We start from the raw sequence: 14,991 nt of genomic DNA on the forward strand, positions 1-14,991 counted from the left end.
GTTTAATACATATGAGTTAAAAAATATTTTTAAGAATAAAGTGGGGCTTTGAATGTGCTGAGGTTTAATTTCGGAAATGGTTTTAAGTGATATAGAAAATAGAAAGTTGTTCATTATGTGCTGAGGTTTTATTAAAAAATAGAAAACACAAGTGCACTTTAGAATACAGCACACTTGCGTAATAGAGATATTATTCAAAAACAAGATGTAAATGATCTTTATCTGCTAATAATTGATTCACTTGAGCTAATAATTGTTCAGCATGGTCTTGCTGCGCGTCATCCATATGAATTAAAATTTTTCTTTCATCTTCAGTTGAGCGTTCTTTTATTAGATAGCCTTGCTTTTTTAAATTATTGAGAGCTCTAACAGTTTGAGGGTATTTATGGTGGATTGTTTCAATTAAATCTTTAAGAAGAACGATGTTTTTATTTTGAGAAGTGATAATAGCTAGAATTGTGAATTCTACAAAACTTAATGTTAGATGTTTTTTGATAATATTCTTGAAATACATTGTATACATCATCAAGTTTAGAAATTCTTTACTATCTTTTGGTATCATCTGTGATTCACTTTGATCTGCAAGGTTAAATTGTTTAATGATTTGATCAAACAATGTAACACGTTCTGCAATTTTCTCTCGTTGTTCTTCAGATATTGAAATGTAAGTATTACGCTCATCAATTTTACTTCGAACTTTACTAATATATGAATGTTTCACAAGTACTTTTATATGCTGTACTAAATCCGATTGTTTATAACATAAATCTGAAACAATCTTCTTAAATGGAAGTGTGTTTTCTTGCTGATGAAATAAATAAGTCAGTAATATAAATTCTTTTATAGTCATATCGACTTCAGGCTTGACTTTTTTCTTAAAACGAAACATATATGCTTCAATGATTATAAAATCTCTAATTTTGTCATGGTTATTATATTTCATTGTTTTATCTCCTTGTATATGCACTTTATTTTAATATAACACAATATAATAAGAAAAATAATCCATAATTTACAATTAAAAATAATATGATATTTTTATTAAAATTTGTGTTTTTGAATAAATGACATTATCAAACACTATATTTAAATAAGAAATAGTTATCGATATTTGAAAAATCGAAGAATATTGATTGATATTATAGAATATGAGTCGGTGTTATTTGTATATAAAGTATTAATATGTAATTAAGAAAGTCGACGCTTGTTAACAATAACAACAACTATATGTATAAAAAAACCTCGCAACTGTTAGTTAACTGAATCATTTAGCTAACTTCGTTGTGAGGTCATTTTGTTTTAATAATATCGTTATAACTTTTTCACGGTTAATAATAAGTATATGAAGAATGGGGCACCAAAAGCAGCAATAAATACACCTGCTGGCACTTCTTTAGGCAAGAATAAGGTACGCCCAATTAAGTCTGCAATAACAATTGATATGGCACCAATCATTGCTGACATTAGTAACTTTTTAGCATAACTTCCGCGAACGATTGTTTTCGCGATATGTGGTGCGATTAAACCGACAAACCCAATGTTACCTACTAAACTGATTGCCATAGATACGAGTATAGTAGAAGTGATTAATTGGATTAGTTTCATACGTTGTACATGTAAGCCTAAGCCAATCGCTACAGGGTCATCAAGTATAGATATTTTCATTTTTGGTATAACAAGAAATAACAACGGCACAACAGCTAAAATAACCATACCCAAGATGATTGTATCTTTAAACGTAGCACCGTAAAGACTTCCGACTAGCCATGTATAAGCTTTGGCAGCAGATAATTGCTTCGTTGTAATGAGTAATCCTTGGACAAGCGCAATAAACAACGTTTGCATCGAAATACCGATGATTATGAGTGTTGTCGGGCGTATTTGTCCTTTCGTTTGAAACACTAATAGTATCATCATTGCAATTGCGCCACCTAATACAGCGAATAGTGGAAGTAAATGTATCGTTAAATGGCTGAAAAATGCAATAAAGACAACGGCACTTAAGCTAGCACCACCTGTGATACCGATAATATCAGGTGAGGCAATTGGATTTTTTAATACATTTTGCAACATTAAACCACTCATTCCTAGTGCGGCACCTGCTAAAATCGCAAGTGTAATGCGAGGTAAGCGTAATACTTCTAAAGTGAATTGATCCATACTGTCATTTGGATTTATAAAGTACATCAGTACGCGTTGTAATGGTATAAAGCTTGAACCACTCATCATACTTACCACTGAAACGATGGCTAAAAAGATTAACGCGAAGATGAGATGGTAATTGTCTTTTTTATTAATCTTTTCGGTCATAAGCGTTGACGTCCTTTCTTCATAATATAGATTAAGACAATAGCGCCAATGACAGCGGTAACGACACCGATAGGCAACTCTAGTGGCTTAATTATTATACGAGCAACAATGTCTGAAATGATCATTAGGATTGCTCCAGCTAATGCAGTAAAAGGAATTAAATACTTATAGTTTGGTGGTAATAATCGTTTGCTAATATTCGGTACGATAAGACCCACAAAGACGATTGCTCCAGCTACGGCTACCGAAATACCGGCTAACATACTGATGAGCATAATAATCATCCATTTGATTAATTTTATGTTTTGACCGAGGCCGATTGCAATGTCGTCACTTGTCATCAAGATGTTGATGTGTGCAGCCATGCTAAATGCAATTAAAATAAGTATCAATACAAGCGGAATAATCCATGGGATATCCCAAATATTACGTAATGAAACGGAGCCACTTAACCAAAATAATAGGCCTTGTAAGTCTGTTTCGTTCATAATAAGTATGCCTTGAGTAAAGGCTGTAAATAGCATCGCAATCGCAGCACCTGCCAAAATGACACGGTGAGGTGAGAATAGTGTTTGTCTAAACATACCTAGCGCAACAACTAATACAGTAACAACAATGGCACCTAAAAATGCAATAACTACAATCATTTTAAAAGATTGAATTTGGATAAATGTAATACTAAAAATGACAAAAAATACTGCGCCTGCATTGACACCGAAAAGCCCTGGTGATGCTATTGGGTTTCGTGTAAGTGCTTGCATCAACAAACCTGAGACAGCAAGGGCAGCACCAGTCAATAACGCAATGATTGTTCTCGACGCCCGTGCACCAGTGACAACATCATGTAAATCGTTTTCACTATCAAAGTTGAATAACGCCTGTATCACCGTACCTGGTGACACAAGCGTATTTCCAATCATTAAACTTAAGATAGCTACTATTGCAAGACATAAACCAGCAATAACGATTTGGTATTTTGGTTTAAGTAGCATCGTAAAACTCCTTAATTATTTTGATTGTTTTTCAATATTTAACTTTTCATATAAATCGTCAATCAATTTTAATGATGATTTATATCCGCCAGCTAAGTTCCAAGTGATTTCATCTAAATCATCAGATACTTGGTTGTTTTTAACTGCGTCTAAATTTTTCCATTCTTTACTTGAAGTCCATTCGCTTTCAGTCTTTTTAACTAATGCAGCATCTTTCGCATTTGGATCTGATTTTACTACAAAAATATGATCAGCGTTCATTAATGGAATGCTTTCTTTGGATGTAAGTTGGATAATATCTTTACCATTATCAACTTGTTTTTGTAAGTCTTTATTACGTTTGAATCCTAAATCATTTAAGATTTCACCAGCATATCCACCAGCATAAATTCTTGTATGATCAGCACGGAAGTTAACAACTGAAGCTTTCAATGGCCATGCATCTTTATACTTTGCTTTTGCATCTTTTTGGAATGCAGCTACTTTATCATCGTACTTTTTAAGTAAATCTTCAGCTTCTTTTTCTTTCCCTAAAGCTTTCCCCATTAACTTAGTTGTATCTTTGAATTTGAAAACTGTATCAGTAGAAACTGTTGGTGCGATTTTAGATAATTGATCGTAAACTTTTTCATTTCTAACTTTTGACGCGACAATTAAGTCCGGTTTTAATTTAGAGATTTCCTCTAAGTTAGGTGCAGGTTCTTGACCTACAATCTTAGTATCTTTTAAATAATTTTTTATGTATTCGAATTTCGGTTTTTGTGTCCATGATTCTACAGCACCTACAGGTTTAACACCTAAAGATACAGCGACGTCAGTGGCACCTTGATATAGCGTAACAACACGCTTTGGTTTCCCTTTAATTTCAGTTGTACCCATTGCATGTTTAATTGAAGTTGTTTCCTTATCTTTGTTATCAGATGATTGTTTATTTGAATTCCCACTACATCCTGCTAAAACAAGTAGGAAAGCAAGCGTAACAACAAGCATTTTAATTACTTTATTCATTGACTAATTAGCCTCCTTCGTGATGTATGACAATGAGAATCATTATCACGATTTAGTATGAATTAAATTTTTTCCTAAGTCAATAAAATATTTATGATTTACATGCAACTTATAATTATTTGACATATAAATGCATAAAAAATATAATCCTAATTACTTGATAGTGAGAATCATTATCAATTAGGTAACACACAATATTATAGAATTTTAAATTTGAGGAGGAAGCGCTTTTGATTGAAAAAAGTCAAGCATGTCACGATTCATTGTTAGATTCTGTAGGGCAAACACCTATGGTTCAACTTCATCAACTATTTCCGAAACATGAAGTGTTTGCAAAGTTAGAGTATATGAATCCTGGAGGCAGCATGAAAGATCGACCTGCCAAGTACATCATTGAACATGGTATTAAACATGGTTTAATCACTGAGAATACACATTTAATTGAAAGTACTTCTGGTAATTTAGGCATTGCGTTGGCAATGATAGCTAAAATCAAGGGATTAAAACTCACGTGTGTTGTTGATCCTAAAATATCACCAACAAATTTGAAAATTATTAAAAGTTATGGTGCCAATGTAGAAATGGTTGAAGAACCTGATGCACATGGGGGTTATTTAATGACTCGTATTGCAAAGGTGCAAGAACTGTTAGCCACTATTGACGATGCATATTGGATTAATCAATATGCGAATGAGTTAAATTGGCAATCCCATTATCATGGTGCAGGCACAGAGATTGTTGAAACAATTAAGCAACCTATAGATTATTTTGTCGCGCCAGTCAGCACGACAGGTAGCATTATGGGTATGAGTAGAAAAATAAAAGAAGTGCATCCAAACGCACAAATTGTTGCTGTTGATGCGAAAGGGTCAGTCATTTTTGGTGACAAACCTATTAATAGAGAATTACCTGGTATCGGTGCTAGTCGTGTACCCGAAATATTGAATAGATCAGAAATTAATCAAGTGATCCATGTAGATGATTATCAATCTGCTTTGGGCTGTCGAAAACTGATTGATTATGAAGGCATATTTGCCGGAGGTTCAACAGGTTCGATTATTGCAGCGATTGAGCAGTTGATAACGTCAATTGAAGAAGGTGCAACAATTGTCACGATTTTACCAGATCGAGGCGATCGTTACTTAGATTTAGTTTATTCAGATACATGGTTAGAAAAAATGAAATCAAGACAAGGAGTTAAATCAGAATGAATAGAGAGATGTTGTATTTAAATAGATCAGATATTGAACAAGCGGGAGGTAATCATTCACAAGTTTATGTGGACGCATTAACAGAAGCATTAACAGCCCATGCGCACAATGATTTTGTACAACCGCTTAAGCCGTATTTAAGACAGGATCCTGAAAATGGACACATCGCAGATCGAATAATTGCAATGCCAAGTCATATCGGTGGTGAACACGCAATTTCAGGTATTAAGTGGATAGGTAGTAAGCACGACAATCCATCGAAACGTAATATGGAGCGTGCAAGTGGTGTCATTATTTTGAATGATCCAGAAACGAATTATCCAATTGCAGTTATGGAAGCAAGTTTAATTAGTAGTATGCGTACTGCAGCAGTTTCAGTGATTGCAGCTAAGCATTTGGCTAAAAAAGGATTTAAAGACTTAACAATCATTGGATGCGGGCTAATCGGAGACAAGCAATTACAAAGTATGTTAGAGCAATTCGATCATATTGAACGCGTGTTTGTTTACGATCAATTCTCTGAAGCATGTGCACGCTTTGTTGATAGATGGCAACAACAGCGTCCGGAAATTAATTTTATTGCGACAGAAAATGCTAAAGAAGCAGTATCAAATGGTGAAGTAGTCATTACATGTACCGTAACGGATCAACCATACATTGAATATGATTGGTTACAAAAGGGTGCATTTATTAGCAACATTTCTATCATGGATGTGCATAAAGAAGTCTTTATTAAAGCTGACAAAGTCGTAGTAGACGACTGGTCACAATGTAATCGAGAAAAGAAAACTATTAACCAATTGGTGTTAGAAGGTAAATTCAGCAAAGAAGCACTTCATGCTGAACTAGGACAACTTGTGACAGGTGACATACCAGGACGTGAAGACGATGATGAAATCATATTACTTAATCCGATGGGTATGGCTATCGAAGATATTTCAAGTGCTTACTTTATTTATCAACAGGCACAACAACAAAATATTGGGACAACATTGAACCTATATTAAGAATGCGAGGTGTCTGAACATTGCAGAATCATACAGCAGTCAATACAGCACAAACGATAATATTAAGAGATTTAGTTGATGCATTATTATTTGAAGATATAGCCGGTATTGTATCGAATAGTGATATTACTAAAGAAAATGGACAAACGCTTTTGATATACGAACGTGAAACACAACAAATAAAGATACCTGTTTATTTTAGTGCTTTAAATATGTTTCGTTATGAAAGCTCACAACCAATTACGATAGAGGGAAGGGCGTCTAAGCAACCTTTAACAGCAGCTGAATTTTGGCAAACAATTGCTAATATGAATTGTGATTTAAGTCATGAATGGGAAGTGGCTCGAGTTGAAGAAGGACTGACTACTGCTGCCACACAGCTTGCTAAACAATTATCAGAATTAGATTTAGCGTCACATCCTTTTGTGATGTCAGAGCAGTTTGCAAGTTTAAAAGATCGTCCATTTCATCCATTAGCTAAAGAAAAAAGAGGATTAAGAGAAGCGGATTATCAAGTGTATCAAGCTGAATTAAATCAATCATTTCCTTTAATGGTTGCAGCAGTTAAAAAGACACATATGATTCATGGCGATACTGCAAATATCGATGAATTAGAAAATTTGACAGCACCTATAAAAGAACAAGCGACAGACATGTTAAATGATCAAGGGTTATCAATAGATGACTATGTACTATTTCCGGTACATCCTTGGCAATATCAGCATATTTTGCCGAACGTCTTTGCGAAAGAGATTAGTGAAAAGTTGGTTGTACTATTACCGTTAAAATTTGGAGATTATCTGTCGTCTTCAAGTATGCGTTCATTAATTGATATTGGCGCACCGTATAACCATGTCAAAGTACCATTTGCAATGCAGTCATTAGGGGCATTAAGGCTAACGCCTACGCGTTACATGAAAAACGGAGAACAAGCAGAACAATTATTACGTCAGCTTATAGAAAAAGATGAAGCACTAGCTAAGTATGTCATGGTTTGTGATGAAACAGCTTGGTGGTCATATATGGGTCAAGATAATGATATTTTCAAAGATCAATTAGGTCATCTAACTGTTCAGCTAAGAAAATATCCCGAAGTGCTAGCCAAAAATGATACGCAACAGCTAGTGTCAATGGCAGCACTCGCGGCAAATGATCGCACTTTATATCAAATGATTTGTGGAAAAGATAATATTTCTAAAAATGATGTCATGACGTTATTTGAAGATATCGCGCAAGTCTTTTTAAAGGTAACACTATCATTTATGCAATACGGCGCATTACCAGAGTTGCATGGTCAAAATATATTGTTGTCATTTGAAGATGGACGTGTACAAAAATGCGTGTTACGTGATCATGATACTGTCAGAATTTATAAACCATGGCTAACAGCACATCAGCTTTCATTGCCGAAGTATGTCGTCAGAGAAGATACACCTAATACGCTAATTAATGAAGATTTGGAAACATTCTTTGCTTATTTTCAAACATTAGCTGTATCGGTAAATCTATATGCCATTATTGATGCAATTCAAGATTTATTTGGTGTAAGTGAGCATGAACTTATGTCGTTGTTAAAACAAATTTTAAAGAATGAAGTGGCAACTATTTCCTGGGTTACAACTGATCAGCTAGCTGTCAGACACATTTTATTTGATAAACAGACGTGGCCATTCAAACAAATTTTATTACCATTGCTATATCAACGTGATAGTGGTGGAGGTAGTATGCCTTCAGGTTTAACTACCGTACCAAATCCAATGGTGACATATGATTAATCAGTCTATATGGCGCAGTAACTTTCGCATTTTATGGCTCAGTCAGTTTATAGCGATTGCTGGACTGACAGTACTTGTGCCATTATTGCCAATTTATATGGCATCACTACAAAATCTATCAGTCGTAGAAATACAGTTGTGGAGTGGTATAGCGATTGCTGCTCCAGCTGTAACGACGATGATAGCTTCGCCGATATGGGGGAAGCTAGGTGATAAGATTAGCCGGAAATGGATGGTGTTAAGAGCGTTACTTGGTTTGGCGGTATGCTTATTTTTAATGGCATTGTGTACGACACCATTACAGTTTGTACTTGTGAGGTTATTGCAGGGACTATTTGGTGGTGTTGTTGATGCATCAAGTGCGTTTGCGAGTGCAGAGGCGCCAGCTGAAGATCGTGGAAAGGTATTAGGAAGACTGCAAAGTTCAGTCAGCGCAGGGTCTCTTGTGGGGCCATTAATTGGCGGTGTTACAGCTTCGATATTAGGTTTTAGTGCGTTACTGATGAGTATTGCCGTTATTACTTTTATTGTCTGTATTTTCGGTGCATTAAAATTGATTGAAACGACACATATGCCAAAATCACAAACACCAAATATTAATAAAGGTATTCGCCGTTCATTTCAATGTCTATTATGCACACAACAAACATGTCGATTTATTATCGTTGGCGTTTTAGCAAACTTTGCTATGTATGGCATGCTAACTGCATTATCACCACTTGCTTCATCAGTGAATCATACAGCGATAGATGACCGTAGTGTGATTGGATTTTTACAGTCCGCATTTTGGACGGCTTCGATATTAAGCGCGCCTTTATGGGGACGCTTTAATGATAAATCATATGTTAAATCAGTATATATATTTGCCACGATTGCATGTGGTTGTAGTGCGATACTGCAAGGTTTAGCGACGAATATAGAGTTTTTAATGGCTGCAAGAATACTTCAAGGATTAACATATAGTGCATTGATTCAAAGTGTCATGTTTGTTGTCGTGAATGCGTGTCATCAACAACTTAAAGGCACATTTGTTGGAACGACGAACAGTATGTTAGTTGTTGGTCAAATTATTGGCAGTCTTAGTGGCGCTGCCATTACAAGTTATACTACACCAGCTACTACGTTTATCGTTATGGGCGTAGTATTTGCAGTAAGTAGTTTATTTTTAATTTGTTCAACCATCACTAATCAAATCAACGATCACACATTAATGAAATTATGGGAGTTGAAACAAAAAAGTGCAAAATAAAGAATTAATACAACATGCAGCGTATGCGGCTATCGAACGCATTTTAAATGAATATTTTAGAGAAGAAAATTTATATCAAGTACCACCTCAAAATCATCAATGGTCTATACAATTATCAGAGCTCGAAACTTTAACGGGTGAATTTCGCTATTGGTCTGCGATGGGGCATCATATGTATCATCCAGAGGTATGGCTTATCGATGGAAAAAGTAAAAAAATAACAACTTATAAAGAAGCAATTGCGCGTATTTTGCAACATATGGCTCAAAGTGCAGATAATCAAACGGCAGTGCAACAACATATGGCGCAAATTATGTCTGACATCGATAATAGCATTCATCGCACGGCGCGTTATTTGCAAAGTAACACAATAGACTACGTAGAGGATCGTTATATCGTTTCAGAACAATCTTTATACTTAGGTCATCCATTTCATCCGACTCCTAAGAGTGCAAGTGGGTTTTCAGAAGCAGATTTAGAGAAATATGCACCCGAATGTCATACATCATTCCAATTGCATTATTTAGCTGTGCATCAAGATGTTCTGCTCACGCGCTATGTAGAAGGTAAAGAAGATCAGGTTGAGAAAGTGTTGTATCAATTAGCAGACATAGATATATCAGAGATACCCAAAGATTTTATTTTATTACCAACACATCCTTATCAAATCAATGTGTTGCGACAGCATCCACAGTATATGCAATATAGTGAACAAGGTTTAATAAAAGACCTTGGCGTTTCCGGTGATTCAGTGTACCCGACGTCTTCGGTTAGAACTGTATTTTCAAAAGCATTAAACATTTATTTAAAATTACCGATACACGTTAAAATCACTAATTTTATACGTACGAATGACCTTGAACAGATTGAACGGACAATTGATGCCGCGCAAGTTATCGCATCAGTCAAAGATGAGGTTGAAACACCCCATTTTAAATTGATGTTTGAAGAAGGATATCGTGCATTGTTACCGAATCCATTAGGGCAAACAGTTGAACCTGAAATGGATTTATTAACAAATAGTGCCATGATTGTTCGTGAAGGGATACCGAATTACCATGCTGATAAAGATATTCATGTATTGGCGTCATTATTTGAAACGATGCCTGATTCACCGATGTCTAAGTTATCACAAGTGATTGAGCAAAGTGGTTTAGCACCAGAAGCATGGCTTGAATGTTATTTGAATCGTACATTATTGCCGATATTAAAGCTGTTTAGTAACACAGGCATTAGTCTAGAAGCACATGTACAAAATACATTAATTGAATTAAAAGATGGCATACCCGACGTATGCTTTGTCAGAGATCTTGAAGGCATTTGTCTATCTAGAACGATTGCTACTGAAAAACAACTTGTGCCAAATGTTGTGGCAGCATCAAGCCCTGTTGTATATGCACATGATGAAGCATGGCATCGTCTTAAATATTACGTTGTAGTAAATCACTTAGGACATTTAGTATCAACTATTGGTAAAGCGACTAGAAATGAAGTTGTGTTATGGCAACTTGTAGCGCATCGTCTTATGACTTGGAAAAAAGAATACGCGAATAACGCAGTGTTTGTTGACTGTGTAGAAGATTTATATCAAACGCCGACCATTGCGGCTAAAGCGAATTTGATGAGTAAATTGAATGATTGTGGTGCAAACCCTATTTATACACATATACCAAATCCAATTTGTCATAACAAGGAGGTATCGTATTGTGAATCAAACAATTCTTAATCGTGTAAAGACTAGAGTGATGCACCAACTGGTATCATCACTTATTTATGAGAATATTGTTGTGTATAAAGCGTCATATCAAGACGGTGCCGGTCATTTTACAATAGAAGGACATGATTCAGAGTATCGTTTTACTGCTGAAAAGACACATAGCTTTGATCGTATACGTATCACATCACCAATTGAGCGTGTCGTAGGAGATGAGGCAGATACAACAACAGACTATACACAATTATTGAGAGAGGTTGTATTTACATTTCCTAAAAATGATGAAAAGCTAGAACAATTTATTGTTGAGTTATTACAGACAGAATTAAAAGATACACAAAGTATGCAGTATCGAGAATCAAACCCACCAGCAACACCTGAGACATTTAACGACTATGAATTTTATGCGATGGAAGGGCATCAGTATCATCCAAGTTACAAATCACGTTTAGGATTTACGTTGAGTGATAATTTGAAATTTGGTCCTGATTTTGTACCAAACGTTAAACTGCAGTGGTTAGCTATCGACAAAGATAAAGTAGAAACGACGGTATCAAGAAATGTTGTAGTTAACGAAATGTTACGTCAACAAGTTGGCGATAAGACTTATGAACATTTTGTACAGCAAATTGAAGCGTCTGGCAAACATGTAAATGATGTTGAGATGATACCTGTACACCCATGGCAGTTTGAACATGTCATCCAAGTTGATTTGGCTGAAGAAAGGCTTAATGGCACAGTACTATGGTTAGGGGAAAGTGATGAGCTATATCATCCTCAACAATCGATTCGTACGATGTCGCCAATAGACACGACAAAATATTATTTAAAGGTACCAATAAGTATAACGAACACTTCAACGAAACGAGTGTTGGCGCCTCATACAATTGAAAATGCAGCGCAAATTACGGATTGGTTAAAGCAGATACAGCAACAAGATACGTATTTAAAAGATGAATTAAAGACAGCTTTTCTAGGGGAAGTCTTAGGACAGTCTTATTTAAATACACAACTTTCGCCTTATAAACAAACTCAAGTTTATGGTGCGTTAGGTGTTATATGGCGTGAAAATATATATCACATGTTAATCGATGAAGAGGATGCGATACCATTTAATGCACTTTATGCAAGTGATAAGGATGGTGTACCATTCATTGAAAATTGGATTAAACAATATGGTTCTGAAGCTTGGACAAAGCAATTTTTAGCTGTAGCGATTCGTCCAATGATTCATATGCTTTATTATCACGGTATTGCCTTTGAATCGCATGCACAAAATATGATGCTCATTCATGAAAATGGTTGGCCTACACGTATTGCCTTAAAAGATTTCCATGATGGTGTTCGTTTTAAGCGTGAGCATTTAAGTGAAGCTGCTTCACACCTGACATTAAAGCCAATGCCAGAAGCACATAAAAAAGTGAATAGTAATTCATTTATTGAAACAGATGACGAACGTTTAGTACGCGACTTTTTACATGATGCATTTTTCTTTATTAATATCGCCGAAATCATCTTATTTATTGAAAAGCAATATGGTATCGATGAGCAGCGACAATGGCAATGGGTTAAAGACATTATCGAGGCGTATCAAGAAGCATTTCCAGAGTTGAATAACTATCAACATTTCGATTTGTTTGAACCTACGATTCAAGTTGAAAAGTTAACGACACGTCGATTATTAAGTGACTCCGAGTTAAGAATTCATCATGTTACAAATCCATTAGGTGTAGGAGGTATCAATGATGCAACAACTATCTCTGAAACATAGATTAAACAATGGTGATTCAGTTTATGGCATTTTTAATTCTATACCGGACCCATTGATGATCGAGGTTATCGCAGCAAGCGGGTATGACTTTGTTGTGATTGATACAGAACACGTGGCGATTAATGATGAGACACTAGCGCATTTAATTCGTGCAGCTGAAGCAGCGCATATTATACCAATTGTACGTGTCACTGCAGTGATAGATAGAGATATCATTAAAGTGTTAGATATGGGTGCGAGAGGTATTATTGTGCCACACGTTAAAGATCGTGAGACAGTTGAGCATATTGTGAAATTAAGTCGTTATTACCCGCAAGGATTAAGAAGTTTGAATGGTGGTCGCATGGCAAGATTTGGACGTACACCATTACTTGATGCAATGGAGATGGCTAATGAGCATATTATGGTGATTGCCATGATAGAAGATGTTGAAGGGGTTATGGCCATTGACGATATAGCACAAGTCGAAGGTTTAGACATGATAGTCGAAGGTGCCGCAGATTTATCGCAGTCACTTGGCATACCATGGCAAACGCGTGATGATCAAGTAACATCACATGTTCAACATATTTTTGAGGTTGTGAATGCACATGGTAAACATTTTTGTGCATTACCACGTGAAGATGAAGATATTGCAAAATGGCAGGCACAAGGTGTACAAACATTTATTTTAGGTGATGATCGCGGAAAAATATATCGCCATTTAAGTGCATCTCTAGCGACGTCTAAACAGAAAGGGGATGATGGCTAATGCGTATAGTTCAACCTGTTATTGAACAATTAAAAGCACAATCTCATCCAGTTTGTCATTATATCTATGATTTAGTCGGACTGGAACATCATTTGCAACATATTACATTGTCATTGCCGAGTAATTGTCAAATGTACTATGCAATGAAAGCAAATAGTGAACGAACAATCCTAGATACAATTAGTCAGTATGTTGAAGGATTCGAAGTTGCATCTCAAGGTGAAATAGCAAAAGGTCTTGCTTTTAAACCAGCAAATCATATTATTTTTGGAGGCCCTGGTAAGACAGACGAGGAACTAAGATATGCAGTAAGTGAAGGTGTTCAGCGTATTCATGTTGAAAGTATGCATGAATTACAACGGCTAAATGCCATCTTAGAAGATGAAGATAAGACACAACACATTTTATTGCGTGTTAATTTAGCAGGACCATTTCCCAATGCAACGTTGCATATGGCAGGACGCCCAACACAATTTGGTATTTCTGAAGACGAAGTTGATGATGTCATTGAAGCTGCGCTAGCAATGCCAAATATTCATCTAGATGGCTTTCATTTTCATTCTATTTCTAACAATTTAGACTCGAATTTACACGTCGATGTAGTGAAACTTTATTTTAAAAAAGCAAAATCATGGTCTGAAAAACATCGATTTCCACTCAAACATATCAATCTTGGTGGTGGTATAGGGGTTAACTATGCAGATTTAACTAGCCAATTTGAGTGGGATAATTTTGTAGAAAATTTTAAAACACTTATCGTTGAGCAAGAAATGGAAGATGTGACATTGAACTTTGAATGTGGGCGCTTTATTGTGGCACATATTGGTTACTATGTGACAGAAGTGCTAGATATTAAGAAAGTGCATGGTGCTTGGTATGCCATTTTAAGAGGAGGTACGCAACAATTTAGACTGCCGGTATCTTGGCAGCATAACCATCCTTTTGAAATTTATCGCTATAAGGACAATCCATATTCATTTGAAAAAGTTTCAATTTCGAGACAGGACACAACGTTAGTCGGTCAATTATGTACACCGAAAGATGTCTTTGCTAGAGAAGTACAGATAGACGCAATCAGTACAGGCGACGTTATTGTTTTCAAATATGCAGGTGCATACGGATGGTCTATTTCACATCACGATTTCTTAAGCCATCCACATCCTGAATTTATTTATTTAACGCAAACAAAGGAGGATGAATAAC

The 14,991-nt window shown here is 35.7% G+C and carries 12 protein-coding genes; 8 read left to right on the top strand and 4 right to left on the bottom strand.

Features of this window, described 5'->3' with window-relative positions; genetic code table 11:
• Positions 1-190: 190 nt before the first annotated feature.
• The 4 genes from sarS to sirA form a co-directional block, all read right to left on the bottom strand.
• Positions 191-943, bottom strand: coding sequence for an HTH-type transcriptional regulator SarS (gene sarS, locus IDG66_RS02435; RefSeq protein WP_000876756.1), 753 nt, complete (start codon positions 941-943; stop codon positions 191-193).
• Positions 944-1,311: 368 nt separating this feature from the next.
• Complete coding sequence (sirC, locus tag IDG66_RS02440) at positions 1,312-2,310, bottom strand: staphyloferrin B ABC transporter permease subunit SirC (RefSeq protein WP_000136643.1); 999 nt, start codon at positions 2,308-2,310, stop codon at positions 1,312-1,314.
• Positions 2,307-3,302 carry a staphyloferrin B ABC transporter permease subunit SirB gene (sirB, locus tag IDG66_RS02445; protein WP_000924993.1) on the bottom strand — a complete coding sequence of 332 codons (996 nt, stop codon included), beginning with the start codon at positions 3,300-3,302 and terminating at the stop codon, positions 2,307-2,309. Before sirB ends, sirC begins: the two co-directional genes overlap by 4 nt.
• Before the next feature lie 15 nt (positions 3,303-3,317).
• A complete protein-coding gene (gene sirA, locus IDG66_RS02450) occupies positions 3,318-4,310 on the bottom strand; it encodes a staphyloferrin B ABC transporter substrate-binding protein SirA (RefSeq protein ID WP_033104487.1) in 993 nt (330 codons plus the stop codon).
• Between the two features lie 230 nt (positions 4,311-4,540).
• Here sirA and sbnA point away from each other — a divergent pair, with 230 nt between their 5' ends.
• From sbnA to sbnH, 8 genes are read left to right on the top strand one after another with little or no spacing between them, the layout of a single operon-like run.
• Positions 4,541-5,521, top strand: a complete 981-nt coding sequence (gene sbnA, locus IDG66_RS02455; RefSeq protein WP_000570808.1) for a 2,3-diaminopropionate biosynthesis protein SbnA — start codon at positions 4,541-4,543, stop codon at positions 5,519-5,521.
• Positions 5,518-6,528, top strand: a complete 1,011-nt coding sequence (sbnB, locus tag IDG66_RS02460) for an N-[(2S)-2-amino-2-carboxyethyl]-L-glutamate dehydrogenase SbnB (protein ID WP_001078456.1) — start codon at positions 5,518-5,520, stop codon at positions 6,526-6,528. Before sbnA ends, sbnB begins: the two co-directional genes overlap by 4 nt.
• Positions 6,529-6,548: 20 nt before the next feature.
• Entirely contained in the window at positions 6,549-8,303 is a 1,755-nt protein-coding gene (gene sbnC / locus IDG66_RS02465; RefSeq protein ID WP_001179388.1) for a staphyloferrin B biosynthesis protein SbnC, read from the top strand.
• Complete coding sequence (gene sbnD / locus IDG66_RS02470) at positions 8,296-9,552, top strand: staphyloferrin B export MFS transporter (RefSeq protein WP_000610051.1); 1,257 nt, start codon at positions 8,296-8,298, stop codon at positions 9,550-9,552. The genes sbnC and sbnD overlap by 8 nt, the downstream gene beginning before the upstream one ends.
• Positions 9,542-11,278 carry an L-2,3-diaminopropanoate--citrate ligase SbnE gene (gene sbnE, locus IDG66_RS02475; protein ID WP_001179888.1) on the top strand — a complete coding sequence of 579 codons (1,737 nt, stop codon included), beginning with the start codon at positions 9,542-9,544 and terminating at the stop codon, positions 11,276-11,278. Before sbnD ends, sbnE begins: the two co-directional genes overlap by 11 nt.
• The gene (gene sbnF, locus IDG66_RS02480; RefSeq protein ID WP_078055704.1) at positions 11,187-13,037 is read left to right on the top strand and encodes a 3-(L-alanin-3-ylcarbamoyl)-2-[(2-aminoethylcarbamoyl)methyl]-2-hydroxypropanoate synthase SbnF; all 1,851 of its coding nucleotides are present in this window, start codon (positions 11,187-11,189) and stop codon (positions 13,035-13,037) included. Before sbnE ends, sbnF begins: the two co-directional genes overlap by 92 nt.
• Positions 13,012-13,788, top strand: coding sequence for a staphyloferrin B biosynthesis citrate synthase SbnG (sbnG, locus tag IDG66_RS02485; RefSeq protein ID WP_001186804.1), 777 nt, complete (start codon positions 13,012-13,014; stop codon positions 13,786-13,788). The genes sbnF and sbnG overlap by 26 nt, the downstream gene beginning before the upstream one ends.
• On the top strand, positions 13,788-14,990 hold the full coding sequence (gene sbnH, locus IDG66_RS02490) for a staphyloferrin B biosynthesis decarboxylase SbnH (RefSeq protein WP_001223697.1): 1,203 nt from the start codon (positions 13,788-13,790) through the stop codon (positions 14,988-14,990). Before sbnG ends, sbnH begins: the two co-directional genes overlap by 1 nt.
• The last annotated feature ends 1 nt before the right edge of the window (position 14,991 follow it).

Source organism: Staphylococcus sp. EG-SA-18 (genome assembly GCF_017151825.1).
GTDB lineage: Bacteria > Bacillota > Bacilli > Staphylococcales > Staphylococcaceae > Staphylococcus > Staphylococcus aureus.

Bases quoted from the DNA above. Each gene is read 5' to 3' on its own strand.
- sirB (WP_000924993.1), bottom strand. From the start codon at position 3,302: ATGCTACTTAAACCAAAATACCAAATCGTTATTGCTGGTTTATGTCTT.
- sbnH (WP_001223697.1), top strand. From the start codon at position 13,788: ATGCGTATAGTTCAACCTGTTATTGAACAATTAAAAGCACAATCTCAT.
- sbnB (WP_001078456.1), top strand. From the start codon at position 5,518: ATGAATAGAGAGATGTTGTATTTAAATAGATCAGATATTGAACAAGCG.
- sirA (WP_033104487.1), bottom strand. From the start codon at position 4,310: ATGAATAAAGTAATTAAAATGCTTGTTGTTACGCTTGCTTTCCTACTT.
- sbnG (WP_001186804.1), top strand. From the start codon at position 13,012: ATGCAACAACTATCTCTGAAACATAGATTAAACAATGGTGATTCAGTT.
- sarS (WP_000876756.1), bottom strand. From the start codon at position 943: ATGAAATATAATAACCATGACAAAATTAGAGATTTTATAATCATTGAA.
- sbnF (WP_078055704.1), top strand. From the start codon at position 11,187: ATGATTGTGGTGCAAACCCTATTTATACACATATACCAAATCCAATTT.
- sirC (WP_000136643.1), bottom strand. From the start codon at position 2,310: ATGACCGAAAAGATTAATAAAAAAGACAATTACCATCTCATCTTCGCG.
- sbnD (WP_000610051.1), top strand. From the start codon at position 8,296: ATGATTAATCAGTCTATATGGCGCAGTAACTTTCGCATTTTATGGCTC.